This window comes from Streptomyces sp. NPDC023481 (assembly GCF_055560195.1).
The window spans coordinates 388,756-402,453 of sequence record NZ_JBVHJE010000002.1 but is presented as its reverse complement, the minus strand read 5'-3'; the positions used below and the strand labels follow the sequence as shown (position 1 = coordinate 402,453).

Below are 13,698 nucleotides of genomic sequence, written 5' to 3'. Positions count from 1 at the left end.
CAGGACAAGCCCCCAGCCGCCCCCCTACACCAGCCCCGCCGACCTGCGTTCCTCCGGTGTCAGCGGTGGGGCGGACAGCGGGGGCTTCAGGGGGCCCGCCACCGCCGCCACCAGGACGCTCGGGGCCAGTAGCGCCTGCGCGCCCCGCTCCAGGGCCGTCACGTCGGTGACCCGGCGGGCGATGCGGCCGTTGCCCGTGGCGGTCCGCAGCAGACGGCCGACGTACGCGGCCAGCACCCGGTCCCGCAGCGTCGGCCCCTGCTCGGTCGCGCCGGGGTAGAAGACGTCCGCCCCGACCGCGAGGTCCCACGCGGCCCGGACCGTCCGCCCTACCGCCTTCTGCGCCTCCCGGGCCAGCCCCCGGCTCCCGAGCCCCTGCCGCCGTACCACGTCCCGCAGGGCCGACGCCGACCGCGCGGCCACCGCCATCCCGTGGCCGTACACCGGGTTCAGCGCGCACACCGCGTCCCCGAGGACCACGAACCCCTCCGGCCACACCGGCATCCGCTCGAAGAAGTGCCGCCGGTTCGCCGTGGACCGCGTGACCGCGACCCCGCCCAGCGGCTCCGCGCCCCCGCGCAGCAGCTCCCCGATCAGCGGATGCCGCAGCTCCGCCCGGGCGTACCGCTCGAACTCCGCCGCGTCGGCGGGCGGTTCGTCACCGCGCCCGCCGAACAGCGTCACGATCCACCGGCCGTCCTCCACCGGCATGAGCACGCCCCCGCGCCCGGATCCGGCGCCCCGGGGGTCGGGTTCGATGTTGACGATCGGGAAGCCGGCCCGGGCCGCCTCCGGTGCCCGGTAGAGGCGACTGGCGTACACCAGCCCGGAGTCGACCTCCCGCCGCTCGACGGCCGGCAGCCCCAGCCCGGCCAGCCAGTGCGCGGCCCGCGAGCCGCGCCCTGTGGTGTCCACGACCAGCCCCGCCGTCAGCGCGCGCTCGGTGTCGTCGTGGGCGCGGATCCGCACGCCGGTCACCGCGCCGCCCGTGCCCGTCAGCCCCGTCGCCTCCGCCCCCTCGACCAGCTCGATCCGCCCGTCGGCCAGCACCAGTTCCCGTACCACCCAGTCCAGCAGGTCCCGGCTGGCGGGCAGCATGAACGCGGACTCCGCCCAGCGCCGGTACCAGCCGTACGGCGACAGCGCCACCATGTCCGTCGTCATCGGCACCCGGCTCACCCCGGCCGCGCGCAGCCGCCCGATCGCCCCGGGCAGCAGCTCCTCCAGCGCCCGCGCCCCGCCCGACCACAGCTGGTGCACATGCCGGGCCTGCGGCAGCCCCCTGCGCGGCTCGGGCCCGTCCGGCAGGGCGTCCCGCTCGACGACGGTCACCCGGGCGCCGTGGTCGGCGAGGGCGCGGGCCGCGAGCAGACCGGCGAGGGAGCCGCCGAGCACGACGGCGGTGGGCCTGTGTTCACTCATGTGCGGCAACGCTCTCTGCCGGGGCGGCCGCACGCGCGCGCACCGCCTCGATGTCGTCGGGGCGGCGCAGGGCCCGGGAGACGGCCCCGATCTCCTGGAGCAGGTTCGTCGTGTCGGGCCCGGCGGCCGGCCCGGCCGGCTCCGGACTACGGTCCCTGGTCCCGATCGCGTCGAGGATGCTCACCGCCGCCGCCAGCGCGCGGGCCCGCTCGGCCGGATGGCCGAGGGCGAGCGCGGCGTCGTAGGAGCGCCGGCCGAGACCGGTGTCGATGTGCCGGGCCAGCGGCAGCAGCACGTCCCGGATGAACGTCTCGCGCCGGGTGAGCCGCAGTTCGGGCGTGGCCCGCAGCACGAACGGCACGCCCTCCCCGCTCACCGTGCGCATCAGCCGGTACAGCGGCCGCAGTTCGCGGTGGGCGAGCCGGACCCGCCAGCGGTCGAGCAGATACTGGCCGGCGTGCGGCAGGATGAAGCCGACGGCGATGAGGATGGCGGACAGGGCCGCCACCGGCGGGGCCAGATTGGTGCTCAGCCAGTCCAGGTCCCGGCCGAACCAGCGGGCGACCACGGCGGTCAGCTTGACCGCGTCGAAGATCAGGTTCAGCACGTAGCCGGCGCCCAGCAGCTTCAGCGCCCAGCGCAGCCAGGCGTCCAGGCCCTCGGTGCGCACCCAGTTCCAGATCAGCCGGGAGGTGATCAGACAGGCCACGGCGTGCGCGACCAGGTAGAGCAGGATCTCCTCGCGCATGAACGGCGTGGTCGCGTAGTAGGTGTCGAGGTCCCGCAGCCGTTCCTCGGGGGCGTCGGCGAGCAGGAACAGCGCCCACAGGGCGACGATCACCCCGGCGTACACGGAGATCACCCAGCGCATCGCCCGGCGGGTGGCGGCCGAGCGGTCGGACAGGCCGTTGCGCCAGGTGATGATGAGCAGCAGGCAGGAACCGCAGAACGCGGTGATGAGCGAGTAGCACCAGGGCGCCGAGATGTTGGGCACGCCGGTCAGCCGGTTGACGGCGGCGATGGTGGACGGGGTGCAGAACACGAACACCGCGCAGGCCAGCAGCAGCAGTCCGCCGACGGCGCGCAGCAGCGGGTCCCGCCACAGCCGGATGATGGTGGGCAGCTTGATCACCAGGGCGGCGGTGAGCACGGCCGTGGGGATCCAGAAGGAGATGTACAACTCGCTGAGGAATCCCGAGGGGTTCCACGCCAGCAGCGTCACCGCGCCGTTCCTCCCCGTCCGCGATAGCCGAGGGAACGCTGGACGGGGTCCAGCGGGGTGGGGCGGGTTCCGCACAGGTGGCCCCGGAACAGGGTGGCCAGGCGGTGCCCGAAGTCGTCGGCCTCCGCCTCGTCGGTCTCCCGGGAGCCGTTGCGGGCGGCCACGGTCAGGGCCGCCTCCCGCCAGCCGGGCGTGTCGGCGAGGGCGCGGGCGGCGGCGGCCCCGGCGAGATGGTGGTGCCGGTGCCCGGCGTGCAGATGCCACAGCTCGTGGCCCAGGATGACCAGTTGCTGCACGGCCTCGGCCCGTTCCTCCACGATGACCAGGTCGAAGTCGGCGAACTCCACCCACAGTCCGGTGACTTCGATCTCGTCCGGGAACCGCTCGAAGCGCAGCTCCACCGGCCGTCCGCCGCGCAGCGCGCTCATCTCCTCGCACAGGGCCCGGCACAACGCCCGGACGCCGTGGGGCGGTTCGGGACGGGCGCGGACGGCGGCGGCGAGGCCGGCGGCCAGGGAGCGCATCGAGGCGCCGGGACGGGAGCGCCGTAGCCGTGCGGCCAGGCGTAGCGCCTGCGCTCGCGCACCCCCGAGGCTCATCTGTCTCCCTTCCCACCGGCGGTTTCGGCTGGTCCGAGCGTACGCGCCCGGATGTGCTCACGTCATGCGATCCGGTGACCGTCGTTCAACGGGGAACCACCAGGGGCCCGTGCCCGACCCATTGACGCGGAAGCGCTTCGAACCTACGGTCCGTTCGAAGTCGCGAGCGTCATCCGACATGCCGAACAACGGGGGCATGTGACCCGGAAGGAATCCATGAGCCAGCGCACCGCCCGCTTCACCCTCGACCCCGCCTTCACCGTCGGCGAGGTGAACCCCCGCCTCTTCGGCTCCTTCGTGGAACACCTGGGCCGCTGCGTCTACACCGGCATATACGAGCCCGGTCACCCCACGGCGGACGCCGAGGGCCTGCGCACCGACGTCCTCGACCTGGTCCGCGAACTCGGCGTCACCGCCGTCCGCTACCCGGGCGGCAACTTCGTGTCCGGGTACCGGTGGGAGGACTCGGTCGGCCCCCGCGCGGAGCGGCCCCGGCGCCTGGACCTGGCCTGGCACTCCACCGAGACCAACCAATTCGGCCTGTCCGAGTACATCGCGTTCCTGCGCAGACTCGGCCCCGAGGCCGAAGCCATGATGGCGGTGAACCTCGGGACGAGAGGCGTGGCCGAGGCCCTCGAACTCCAGGAGTACGCCAACCACCCCGCCGGCACCGCCCTGTCCGACCTGCGCGCCGCCCACGGCGACGAGGAGCCCTTCGGCATCCGCCTGTGGTGCCTGGGCAACGAGATGGACGGCCCCTGGCAGACCGGCCACAAGACGGCCCGGGAGTACGGACGGCTCGCCGCCGAGACCGCCCGCGCCATGCGCCAGCAGGACCCCGGCGTGGAACTGGTCGTCTGCGGCTCCTCCAGCCAGGCCATGCCCACCTTCGCCGCGTGGGAGGCGACCGTCCTGGAGGAGACCTACGACCTGGTCGACCACATCTCGCTGCACGCCTACTACGAGCCCGTCGACGGCGACGTGGACTCCTTCCTCGCCTCGGCCGTCGACATGGAGTCCTTCATCGAGAACGTGGTGGCGACGGCCGACCACGTGGGCGCCCGGCTGAAGTCCACGAAGAAGATCAACCTCTCCTTCGACGAGTGGAACGTCTGGTACCTCTCGAAGTGGGAGGAGCACGCCAGGACCATCGACCCGTCCGACTGGCCCGAGGCACCCCGCCTGCTGGAGGACAGCTACAGCGCCACCGACGCGGTCGTCTTCGGCTCGCTCCTCATCGCGCTGCTCCGGCACGCCGACCGGGTCACCGTCGCCTGCCTCGCCCAGCTCGTCAACGTGATCGCCCCCATCATGACCGAGCCCGGCGGCCCGGCCTGGCGGCAGACCACGTTCTTCCCGTTCGCGCAGGCCTCCCGGTACGGCCGCGGCCGGGTGCTGGACGTCCGCGTGGACTCGCCGACGTACCCGACGAGGAGGTACGGCGAGACGGACCTGCTGCACGCCACCGCCGTCCGCGCGGACGACGGGACGGTCACCGTGTTCGCGGTCAACCGCGGCCGCACCGCACCCCTGCCCCTCGAAGTCGCCCTGCACGGCCTCAGGCTGACGACCGTCACCGAGCACAGCGTGCTCGCGGACGCCGACCCCGACGCCCGCAACACCCTCACCGACCCCGACCGCGTCACCCCGCACCCGGCCGAGGGCACCGCCCTGACGGACGGCACCCTCACCGCCGTACTGGAACCGCTGTCCTGGAACGTGATCAGACTGGCCTGACCGGCACGCCGCCCGTCGCCCTGCCGAGCAGCGCCAGACGTACCGACCCGGGGCCCGACAGCGTGGTGAACTCCGAGAGGACCGCCAGCGCGAGTGTGTTGGTGCCCCGGGTGCGCAGGACGCCGTTCGGCAGGACGAAGGTGTGCTGCGGGCCGACGTTGTTGATGTACTGGCCCAGGTTCCAGCCGTTGAGGAAGATCTGGGCACGGTAGGCGCGGTACGGGTCGTCGTCCAGGACCAGGCCCACCGAGGCGTCGACGTCGGCCGGCACCGACAGCCGGAACGTGGTCCGGTACCAGGTCACGCCCTGGTACCGCGCGGCACGCGGGAAGTCCACCCGCTCCCAGTCCCGGTCCCGGAAGCCGGGCAGGTGCCAGCCCTCCCGCTCGCCGTACAGGCCGCCGTTGTTCATCGGCCCGCGCACCGGGTCGGGGGCGCCCGCGCCCTGGACGCGCCAGCGCACCTTCGGCGACGCGCCCTCGAAGGTGACCGCCGTCAGCCCGCGCGCCGCCTTGTGCGTGTCGAGCGCCTTGCCGTCCTGGTCGTGCTGCATGCGCCGGACCAGCACCGACAGCACGTGCCGTCCGGGGGAGCGCAGCCGCTCGCGCACCGGGAAGACGGCCGTCTCCGTCCAGGTGCCCTTGCGGATGGTGGCCGTCCTGTCCGGCACCGGCATCCGGTGCGTGCCCAGCGGCTCGCCGTCCAGCCAGGCCATCAACAGGCCCTGGGTGCCGGTCGAGTACGCGAGCGAGACCTTCTCGACGCCGGTGGTGTCGTCGAAGGTGCCCCGGTACCAGACGTCCCCGTAGTGGAAGCCGTAGTCGTCGGCGAAGAGGACCGGCTGCCCGTCCGGGACGGCCGTGGTGCTGTACGAGGTGGTCCGGTCGGCGACCCGCCACGAGGAGTCGTCGAAGCCGGGGCCCGCCTCCGGGTTCTCCCTCCGCATCCGCCAGCCGCCCAGCTCGGGCAGCCGCACCTCGGGCGTGTCCGGCAGCATCTCGGTGGTCATCAGGCTGCCGGAGAGGGTGACCCGGGTGGCCAGCCGCCGCCCGTTCCACACCAGGGTGTCGATCCCGCGCGGCCCCCACACCTCCATGCTGGTCCGCTCGGTGATGTCACCGGTCAGCCGCACCTCCGAGCCGTGCACCTCGGCGTGGCGCAGCAGCGCCGGGCCGTAGACGAGCAGCGTCCCGGACGGGGTGTCGTAGGGGAAGAGGCGGACGGCGGTGGCGTCGTCGGCGAAGAGCAGCAGCAGCGGGGTGTCGGGGCCGCCCTTCTGCACCACCACCCGGGTCAGGCCGCCCTGCCCGAGGGGCGCGTTGACATGCAGTTCGCCCTGGTCGTAGGCCCAGCCGGCCTCCTCGTCCAGCCGCTGCACCAAGGGCTCCGCCGGGCAGTCCAGCACCAGCTCGGCCATCTGGCCGTGCCGGCCCGCGAACACCGCGATGTCCTGCCGGCCCGCCGTCAGGAGGGCCATGGGCGAGGCGGTGGCGTACTTCAGGGTCCGCTCGCCCAGCGGCAGCCCGGTGGTGACCAGCGTGGCGTCCTTGCCGGGCACCGTGATCGGCAGGCGGCCGGCCCCGGTGGGCAGCTCGGTGGTGACCGGGTCCGTGCCGTCGTTGCGGGCGACGTACACATGCGTGCCGGTGTCCGGGTTGGCCAGGTGGTAGACCTTCAGGCCCTCGGCGGTCACGTCCGCCGCCCGGTCCAGCTTGGCGAAGTCGGGCACCCGCTGGAGCAGGTGCCCCAGCTGGTGCATCGGCGCGATCTTGTCCGTGACGTTGCGGGCCTCGTCGATGGCGGCGCCGTAGTCGTACGACGTGTAGACCACCGGCGCGGGCAGCCAGCCCCACGAGGTGCCACCGAAGGTCATGTACACGTTGTGCAGGGTGAGGCCGTTGGCGAGGTTCGTCAGGTAGAACCGGCGCTCGTACGCGGCGTCCCGGGTGCGCCGCGACTCGGCGTACCCCTTGCCGTCGAACCAGGCCCCGCCCCACGGGTCGAACCAGCCGCCCCCGAACTCGGGCACGAACCCGGGCGTGGCCGGCGAGGCCGTGGCCCCGCCCTTCGCGCCGCCGGGACCGAAGTGCCCCCAGTCCGGCGGGGTCTGGGACGGCGACGGATACCCGTCGAACCCGTACAGCCAACCGCCTCGCTCACCGCCGGTGTCGAACGACCCGGGGGTCCAGTACCCGTTGCGCCCCTTGTCGTTGTGGAACAGCGGTACGTCGATCCCGTCGGCCCGCACCTTCCGGTACAGATGGGACATGTACGCCCGCCCGGTGGCCTCCCCGGCATGGGCGTCGTACTCGTTCTCGATCTGGTACAGCAGGACCGTACCGGTGCCCTGCGTGAACAGGTGCCGGCGGACGATCCGGTTCACCTGGGTGAGCCACTCGTCCACGTACGACAGATACGTCGGGTCGTCCGTGCGGGCCGTGCCCTTCGTCGCCGTCAGCCAGCCCGGGAAGCCGCCGCCGTCCACCTCGGCGTTGATGTACGGGCCGGGCCGCAGGACGACGTACAGCCCGGTCTCTGCGGCCGTCCGCAGGAACAGGTCCAGGTCCCGCACGCCCGTGAAGTCGTACCGGCCGGGCGCGGGGGAGTGGTAGTTCCAGGCCACGTAGACGCTGACGGCGTTGAAGCCGTGCGCGCGCATCTTCTGCAGCACGTCCCGCCACAGGGACGGGCTCGGCAGCCGGAACGGATGCATCTCGCCGGACCACAGCACCAGCCGCCGCCCGTCCACGAGCAGCGAGTAACGGTCGTACCCGAGGGAGTGCCGCCGGCCGTCCGCGCGCGGCGGGGCCGGCGCCGGACCGGTCGGCGCGCTGGCGCCCGCGTACGCCGAGGGCGCGCCGGGGCCGCCGCTGCCGCCCAGGGCGAGCCCGAGCGAGGCCGAGCCGGCCAGGGCACTGAAGGTACGTCTGCTGAGCGCCAAGGTGGATCCTCCCGGGCGATCGTACGGGGCGCGGTCCGGCCATTCTCCCCGCGCCCACGCCCCACAATGGACCCATGAGGATCTCGGCACGGGCGGACTACGCGGTACGGGCGGTACTGGAGTTGGCCGTACGGCAGGGTAACGGCCCGGTGAAGGCAGAGGAAATCGCCGCCGTGCAGGACATCCCGCACAAGTTCCTGGAAGGGATCCTCGGCGACCTGCGCCGGGCCGGGATCGTGGACAGCCGGCGCGGCGGGGGCGGCGGCTACCGGCTGGCCCGGACCGCGGCCTCGGTCACCGTGGCCGACGTCATCCGGGCGGTCGACGGCCCGATCGTGTCGGTGCGCGGCGAACGCCCGACCGGTCTCGCCTACACCGGCACCGCCCAGCCCCTGCTGCCCCTGTGGATCGCCCTGCGCGCCAACGTCCGCCGCGTCCTGGAGGGCGTCACCCTCGCCGACCTCGCGGCGGACGCGCTGCCCGAACCGGTGCGCGCCCTGGCGGCGGAACCGGCGGCCTGGGAGAACCCGTAGGGGCCACCGGCTCGGCCGGCCGGGGGACCCCGTGCGTTGCCCCGCCGGACGCCGGTCGTTAGCCCCGGCATGATCAAGAAACTCGCCTGCCTCTCCGTCCTCGCCGCCGCCCTCCTGGCGTCCGCGCCCGCCGCCGAGGCCGCCCAGCGTCCCGTACCGCCCGCCGCCGTCCCCGGCGGCGCCCTCCTGGCGGCCCTCCTCGGCTCGGTGGAGACGGGCCACCCGGCCACCTCCCTGAGCACGCTGCTCCCCGCGGGCGTCGCGGGCCGCTGAACGACGGCCACCGGGGGCGCGCCTGAAGGTGCGTGAAAAGCCCGGTGTGAATGGCCGAAGTTCCCTCTCCCGGGCCCGGATGGGGGTCCCTACGCTACCCACGCCTCCCTCTCCCCTTCACAGGGACCACACATCTCCTTCAAAGATGAACGGCTCTGGAAGGGGCGGCGGGAGGCGCAACCCCCCACCCGACAACCGACGGAGAGACCATGGCTGGTGGACTCCTCATGAGCGGCGCGTTGGCCGCCCTCCTCACCACCGCACTGCCCGCGCACGCCTCGTCCCCGATCGACAACCCGCCCCCGGACAAGATCGTCATAGACGTCGCGACGGTGAACGGCTCCGGCTGTCCGGCCGGCACGGCCGCCGTGGCGGTGTCGCCGGACAACACCGCCTTCACGGTGACCTACAGCGCCTACCTGGCCCAGGCCGGCGGCAACTCCGACCCCACCGCCTTCCGCAGGAACTGCCAGCTCAACCTGATCGTCCACGTCCCGCAGGGCTTCACCTACGCGGTGGCCAGCGCCGACTACCGGGGCTTCGCCTCGCTCCAGCCGGGCGCCACGGCCACACAGAAGGCGTCGTACTACTTCCAGGGCTCGTCCACCACCGTGCCGAGGACGCACCCCTTCAACGGCCCCTACAACGACGACTGGCAGGCCACCGACTCCACCGACTGGGCCCAACTGGTCTGGGCGCCCTGCGGTGTGCTGCGCAACTTCAACATCAACACCGAGCTGCGCGTCAACGCGGGCACCGCGAGCGCCGGCAAGGTCAGCTTCATGACCATGGACTCCACGGACGGCGACATCAGCACGACGTACCACCTGGCGTGGAAGGAGTGCCCGCACTCCTAGGCCCTCTCCTCCGGATCCTGCCGGCGTCATGGAAGGGGACGGCGTCGGCGCCGGGCCGTCCGTCGCCCGGGTTGCTCCGAACGTGTGCATCCGTCATCCGAACGGCTGGGCCTCGGCCGCTCAGGATGCCCGCACCGCCCTCGCGCGGCCAGGATGGCGGATGACCGACGCCATCGCGTGGGCGGTCGGCGAGCATCGGGAGACGGACGACCTGTGAGCATCCTGAACGAACCCCAGGGCGGTGCGGACGAGGCCGAGGACTCGTACGAGAACGAGCTGCCGCTGCGGCGCAAACAGCCCGGCAACGTCGTGGTGCGGTGGCTGACGACCACCGACCACAAGACGATCGGCACGCTCTATCTGTCGACGTCGTTCGCGTTCTTCCTGTTCGGCGGGGTGATGGCGCTGATCATCCGGGCCGAACTGGCCCGGCCGGGCCTGCAGTTGATCTCCAATGAGCAGTACAACCAGCTGTTCACGATGCACGGCACCGTGATGCTGCTGATGTTCGCCACCCCGCTGTTCGCCGGTTTCACCAACTGGATCATGCCGCTGCAGATCGGCGCGCCCGACGTGGCGTTCCCGCGGCTGAACATGTTCGCCTACTGGCTGTACCTGTTCGGCTCGACCATCGCGGTCGCGGGCTTCCTCACCCCGGACGGCGCGGCCGACTTCGGCTGGTTCGCCTACACCCCGCTGTCCGACATGACACGCACCCCCGGGCTCGGCGGCGACCTGTGGGCCATGGGCCTGGCGTTCTCCGGTTTCGGCACCATCCTCGGCGCGGTCAACTTCATCACCACCATCATCTGCATGCGCGCCCCCGGCATGACGATGTTCCGCATGCCGATCTTCGTGTGGAACGTGCTGCTGACCGCCGTGCTGGTCCTGCTGGCCTTCCCGGTCCTGGCGGCCGCGCTGTTCGCGCTGGAGGCGGACCGCAAGTTCGGCGCCCACGTGTACGACCCGGCCAACGGCGGAGCGCTGCTGTGGCAGCACCTGTTCTGGTTCTTCGGCCATCCCGAGGTGTACATCATCGCGTTGCCGTTCTTCGGGATCATCACCGAGGTCATCCCGGTCTTCTCCCGCAAGCCGATCTTCGGCTACATGGGCCTCGTCGCCGCGACCATCGCGATCGCCGGTCTGTCCGCGACGGTGTGGGCGCACCACATGTACGTCACCGGCGGGGTGCTGCTGCCGTTCTTCTCCTTCATGACGTTCCTCATCGCCGTCCCGACCGGCGTGAAGTTCTTCAACTGGATCGGCACGATGTGGAAGGGCTCGCTGTCCTTCGAGACACCGATGCTCTGGGCCACCGGCTTCCTCGTGACGTTCCTCTTCGGCGGCCTGACCGGGATCATCCTGGCGTCGCCGCCGATGGACTTCCACGTCTCCGACTCGTACTTCGTGGTCGCCCACTTCCACTACGTCGTCTTCGGCACGGTCGTCTTCGCGATGTTCGCCGGCTTCCACTTCTGGTGGCCCAAGTTCACCGGCAAGATGCTGGACGAGCGCCTCGGCAAGATCACGTTCTGGACGCTGTTCGTCGGCTTCCACGGCACGTTCCTGGTCCAGCACTGGCTGGGCGCCGAGGGCATGCCCCGCCGGTACGCCGACTACCTCGCCGTCGACGGCTTCACCGCGCTGAACACGATCTCCACGATCAGCTCGTTCCTGCTCGGGCTGTCCATGCTGCCGTTCCTCTACAACGTGTGGAAGACGGCCAAGTACGGCAAGCGCGTCGAGATCGACGACCCGTGGGGCTACGGCCGCTCGCTGGAGTGGGCGACGTCCTGCCCGCCGCCGCGGCACAACTTCGTCACCCTGCCGCGGATCCGCAGCGAGTCCCCGGCGTTCGACCTGCACCACCCGGACATCGCGATGCGGGAACAAGAGGCGTACGCGCTCCCGGCCACCGACGACCGGGGCCACGGGTGAGCGGTCTGCCCAAGCAGGGGGCCGGCGCCGGCGGGGACCTCGGCAACGAGGTGGAGGGCTACCTGCTGTGGCAGGCCCGGGTCGCGGAGGCGGAGCGACGCGCCCGGGAGTTCACCGGGCCGCTGGACTGGCTGACCACGGCACAGCGGGAGCAGGTCGAGCAGCGGTACGTCTCCGACAGTCTGCAGCGGGCCAGGGGGGACCTTGAGCGGGTCGCGGCTCGGTGTGTGGCGTTGCGGGCGGAGTACGAGGAGCGGTACCGGGAGGTGCGGCGGCGGTGTGTGGGGGCGGCGGTCGCCGCGCTGGCCGTGTGCGTGGGCATGCTGGCGGTGCTGCTGGCCCTGTGACGTGCCGTCCCCTGGTGTTCCGCCCCGGAGTCAGCCCGCTGCCTGGCTCGTCCCCGCCGCGTTCGGCCAGCTCTGGGCGTTGGGCCAGCCTGTCGCGGGGGCCGGGGTCAGGCCCGCGGCGGGGGCCGGTGCCGTCATCCCGCGCACCTGAGCCGCGGTGAGCCCGCCCCGGGCCGGAACCCCGGGCGGTGTGGGCGTGAACGCGGGCTGCGGCGCCGGGGCGGGCGCCGGTGCCGGTACGGGGGTGAACGCGGGCTGGGGTGCCGGTACGGGGGTGAACGCGGGCTGGGATGCCGGTACGGGCGTGAACGCGGGCTGCGGTGCCGGTACCGGAGTGAACGCGGGCTGGGGCGCCGGGGCGGGTGCGGGTGCCGGTACGGGGGTGAACGCCGGTTGAGGGGCCGGCGGCGGGGTGAACGCCGGTTGAGGGGCCGGCGGCGGGGTGAACGCCGGTCGGGGTGCCGCCGGCATCGGCGTTCCCGCGCCGGGGGATGCCACGGCGGCGGGGAGCGGCATGCCGGTGCCGGCGGCCGGAGCGGGGACGGGCGGGGTGAGCCGCATTCCGGCCCCGTTGGTCTCGCTGACCAGCCGGTCGACCGCCGCCGTACCCGAGCTGTAGCTGGTCCCGGTGCCCGGCTCGGGTACGGCGGCTCCCCTCCTGGTCCCGTAGAGCACCTGTTCCAGGCCGGACACCAGGCGACGCACGTCGACCTGGGGGCGCACCACGAGCCGCAGGAAGCGGCTGGAGGATCCGATCTTGTTGCCGCACTCGCGGACCAGGATCCGGTGCTCGGTGAGCATCCGGTCCCGGACCACCGTGCCCTCGGCGCCCACGGGCAGGCGCACGAAGAGGAAGTTCCCCTGCGAGGGGTAGACGGTGAGGCCGGGGAGCGCGGAGAGGTGGCTGGCCATCTCCAGCCGGTCGCGGCGGATCTGCTGCAGGCTCTGCGCGTACTCGGCGCCGTGCTCCTTCAGCATGAACACCACGTGCTCGGCGAAGGAGTTGAGGTTCCACTTCGGCAGCATCGAGCGGACCCGGCCCGCGAGCGCGGGGTTGGCGACGAGGTAGCCGAACCGGACCCCGTGCAGGCCGAAGTTCTTGCCGAGGCTGCGCAGGACGATCACGTTGGGGCGGAGCACGGCCTCCTGGACGACGCTGGGCTCGGCCTCCGCGTCGGCGAACTCCAGGAACGACTCGTCGACCACGACGAGGTCCAGGTCGGCCATGGCGTCCATGAACTGCACGATCTGCTGCCGGCGCAGGAAGCCGCCGTCGGGGTTGTTCGGGTTGCAGATCACGGCGACCCGGGTGCCCCGGGCGCGGACGAACTCGGCGTACTGGGCGAGGTCCAGGGCGAAGCCGTTCGCCTCCTGGAGCGGGAACATGTCGACCCGCTTGCCCGTCTCCATCGGCTGGTCGGTCCAGCGCCCGAAGGCGGGGACCGGGACGGCCAGGGACTCACGGACCAGGAGGTGGTCGATCCAGGTGATCAGCTCCGTGGAGCCGTTGCCCATCGCCACGCACTGCGGGGGCAGCCCGAGCAGCGAGCACAGTTCGTCGGTGATGGTGTCGGCGCTGCTCGGGTAGTACGTGACGATCTCCCGCAGCCGACCCGCCATCTCCTCGAACATGGCGGGCGTGGGGAAGTACGGATTGCACGGAATGCAGAAGTCCACCGGGCCGGTCCCGTCGCCGCCCTCCCGCGTCAGCGCCGCCATGGAGGGGCTGACGCGGCGGTACCGCGGAACAACGAGGTGACGTTGCCGGCCAAGGGAACCTCCGTCCAGGGTGGCCCGTGCGGGGGAGCACGGGCCACCCTTCGATACGG

At 72.4% G+C, this 13,698-nt stretch carries 11 protein-coding genes and 1 pseudogene; 7 read left to right on the top strand and 5 right to left on the bottom strand.

Annotated features, from left to right (window positions below):
• Positions 1–24 precede the first annotated feature (24 nt).
• Genes ACZ3ZD_RS06030 through ACZ3ZD_RS06020 form a run of 3 tightly spaced genes read right to left on the bottom strand, consistent with a single transcriptional unit; the run spans position 25 to position 3,243 of the window.
• Positions 25–1,422 carry an NAD(P)/FAD-dependent oxidoreductase gene (locus ACZ3ZD_RS06030; RefSeq protein WP_467394005.1) on the bottom strand — a complete coding sequence of 466 codons (1,398 nt, stop codon included), beginning with the start codon at positions 1,420–1,422 and terminating at the stop codon, positions 25–27.
• Positions 1,415–2,644 (bottom strand): MAB_1171c family putative transporter, encoded by a 1,230-nt coding sequence (locus ACZ3ZD_RS06025; RefSeq protein ID WP_467394003.1) that lies wholly within the window; start codon positions 2,642–2,644, stop codon positions 1,415–1,417. The genes ACZ3ZD_RS06030 and ACZ3ZD_RS06025 overlap by 8 nt, the downstream gene beginning before the upstream one ends.
• Positions 2,641–3,243, bottom strand: coding sequence for a toxin-antitoxin system, toxin component family protein (locus ACZ3ZD_RS06020; RefSeq protein ID WP_467394001.1), 603 nt, complete (start codon positions 3,241–3,243; stop codon positions 2,641–2,643). Before ACZ3ZD_RS06020 ends, ACZ3ZD_RS06025 begins: the two co-directional genes overlap by 4 nt.
• Before the next feature lie 216 nt (positions 3,244–3,459).
• Here ACZ3ZD_RS06020 and arfA point away from each other — a divergent pair, with 216 nt between their 5' ends.
• Entirely contained in the window at positions 3,460–4,980 is a 1,521-nt protein-coding gene (gene arfA, locus ACZ3ZD_RS06015; RefSeq protein ID WP_467393999.1) for an arabinosylfuranosidase ArfA, read from the top strand.
• Here the strand turns inward: arfA and ACZ3ZD_RS06010 are convergent.
• Positions 4,967–7,921: a beta-galactosidase gene (locus ACZ3ZD_RS06010; RefSeq protein WP_467393997.1), complete on the bottom strand. Its 2,955-nt coding sequence runs from the start codon at positions 7,919–7,921 to the stop codon at positions 4,967–4,969. The genes arfA and ACZ3ZD_RS06010 overlap by 14 nt on opposite strands.
• Before the next feature lie 74 nt (positions 7,922–7,995).
• On the opposite strand from ACZ3ZD_RS06010, the gene ACZ3ZD_RS06005 reads away from it, so the two are divergent.
• The 6 genes from ACZ3ZD_RS06005 to ACZ3ZD_RS05980 all read left to right on the top strand — a co-directional run bounded on the left by ACZ3ZD_RS06005 (position 7,996) and on the right by ACZ3ZD_RS05980 (position 11,869).
• The gene (locus ACZ3ZD_RS06005) at positions 7,996–8,454 is read left to right on the top strand and encodes an RrF2 family transcriptional regulator (RefSeq protein ID WP_467393995.1); all 459 of its coding nucleotides are present in this window, start codon (positions 7,996–7,998) and stop codon (positions 8,452–8,454) included.
• Between the two features lie 69 nt (positions 8,455–8,523).
• Positions 8,524–8,727: a hypothetical protein gene (locus ACZ3ZD_RS06000; protein WP_467393993.1), complete on the top strand. Its 204-nt coding sequence runs from the start codon at positions 8,524–8,526 to the stop codon at positions 8,725–8,727.
• 209 nt (positions 8,728–8,936) lie between these two features.
• Positions 8,937–9,584, top strand: a complete 648-nt coding sequence (locus ACZ3ZD_RS05995) for a DUF4360 domain-containing protein (RefSeq protein WP_467393991.1) — start codon at positions 8,937–8,939, stop codon at positions 9,582–9,584.
• Between the two features lie 28 nt (positions 9,585–9,612).
• The gene (locus ACZ3ZD_RS05990) at positions 9,613–9,801 is read left to right on the top strand and encodes a hypothetical protein (protein WP_467393989.1); all 189 of its coding nucleotides are present in this window, start codon (positions 9,613–9,615) and stop codon (positions 9,799–9,801) included.
• The gene (gene ctaD, locus ACZ3ZD_RS05985; protein WP_467393987.1) at positions 9,798–11,522 is read left to right on the top strand and encodes an aa3-type cytochrome oxidase subunit I; all 1,725 of its coding nucleotides are present in this window, start codon (positions 9,798–9,800) and stop codon (positions 11,520–11,522) included. Before ACZ3ZD_RS05990 ends, ctaD begins: the two co-directional genes overlap by 4 nt.
• Positions 11,519–11,869 (top strand): cytochrome C oxidase subunit I, encoded by a 351-nt coding sequence (locus tag ACZ3ZD_RS05980; protein ID WP_467393985.1) that lies wholly within the window; start codon positions 11,519–11,521, stop codon positions 11,867–11,869. The genes ctaD and ACZ3ZD_RS05980 overlap by 4 nt, the downstream gene beginning before the upstream one ends.
• A 30-nt stretch (positions 11,870–11,899) precedes the next feature.
• Here the strand turns inward: ACZ3ZD_RS05980 and ACZ3ZD_RS05975 are convergent.
• Positions 11,900–13,641 (bottom strand): annotated as a pseudogene (locus ACZ3ZD_RS05975) (pyridoxal phosphate-dependent aminotransferase).
• Positions 13,642–13,698: the final 57 nt, after the last annotated feature.

What these genes read in the sequence shown, in the direction of transcription:
- ACZ3ZD_RS06005 (WP_467393995.1), top strand. Translation starts at nt 7,996, where the DNA reads ATGAGGATCTCGGCACGGGCGGACTACGCGGTACGGGCGGTACTGGAG.
- ACZ3ZD_RS06030 (WP_467394005.1), bottom strand. Translation starts at nt 1,422, where the DNA reads ATGAGTGAACACAGGCCCACCGCCGTCGTGCTCGGCGGCTCCCTCGCC.
- ACZ3ZD_RS06000 (WP_467393993.1), top strand. Translation starts at nt 8,524, where the DNA reads ATGATCAAGAAACTCGCCTGCCTCTCCGTCCTCGCCGCCGCCCTCCTG.
- arfA (WP_467393999.1), top strand. Translation starts at nt 3,460, where the DNA reads ATGAGCCAGCGCACCGCCCGCTTCACCCTCGACCCCGCCTTCACCGTC.
- ACZ3ZD_RS06020 (WP_467394001.1), bottom strand. Translation starts at nt 3,243, where the DNA reads ATGAGCCTCGGGGGTGCGCGAGCGCAGGCGCTACGCCTGGCCGCACGG.
- ACZ3ZD_RS05990 (WP_467393989.1), top strand. Translation starts at nt 9,613, where the DNA reads ATGGAAGGGGACGGCGTCGGCGCCGGGCCGTCCGTCGCCCGGGTTGCT.
- ACZ3ZD_RS05995 (WP_467393991.1), top strand. Translation starts at nt 8,937, where the DNA reads ATGGCTGGTGGACTCCTCATGAGCGGCGCGTTGGCCGCCCTCCTCACC.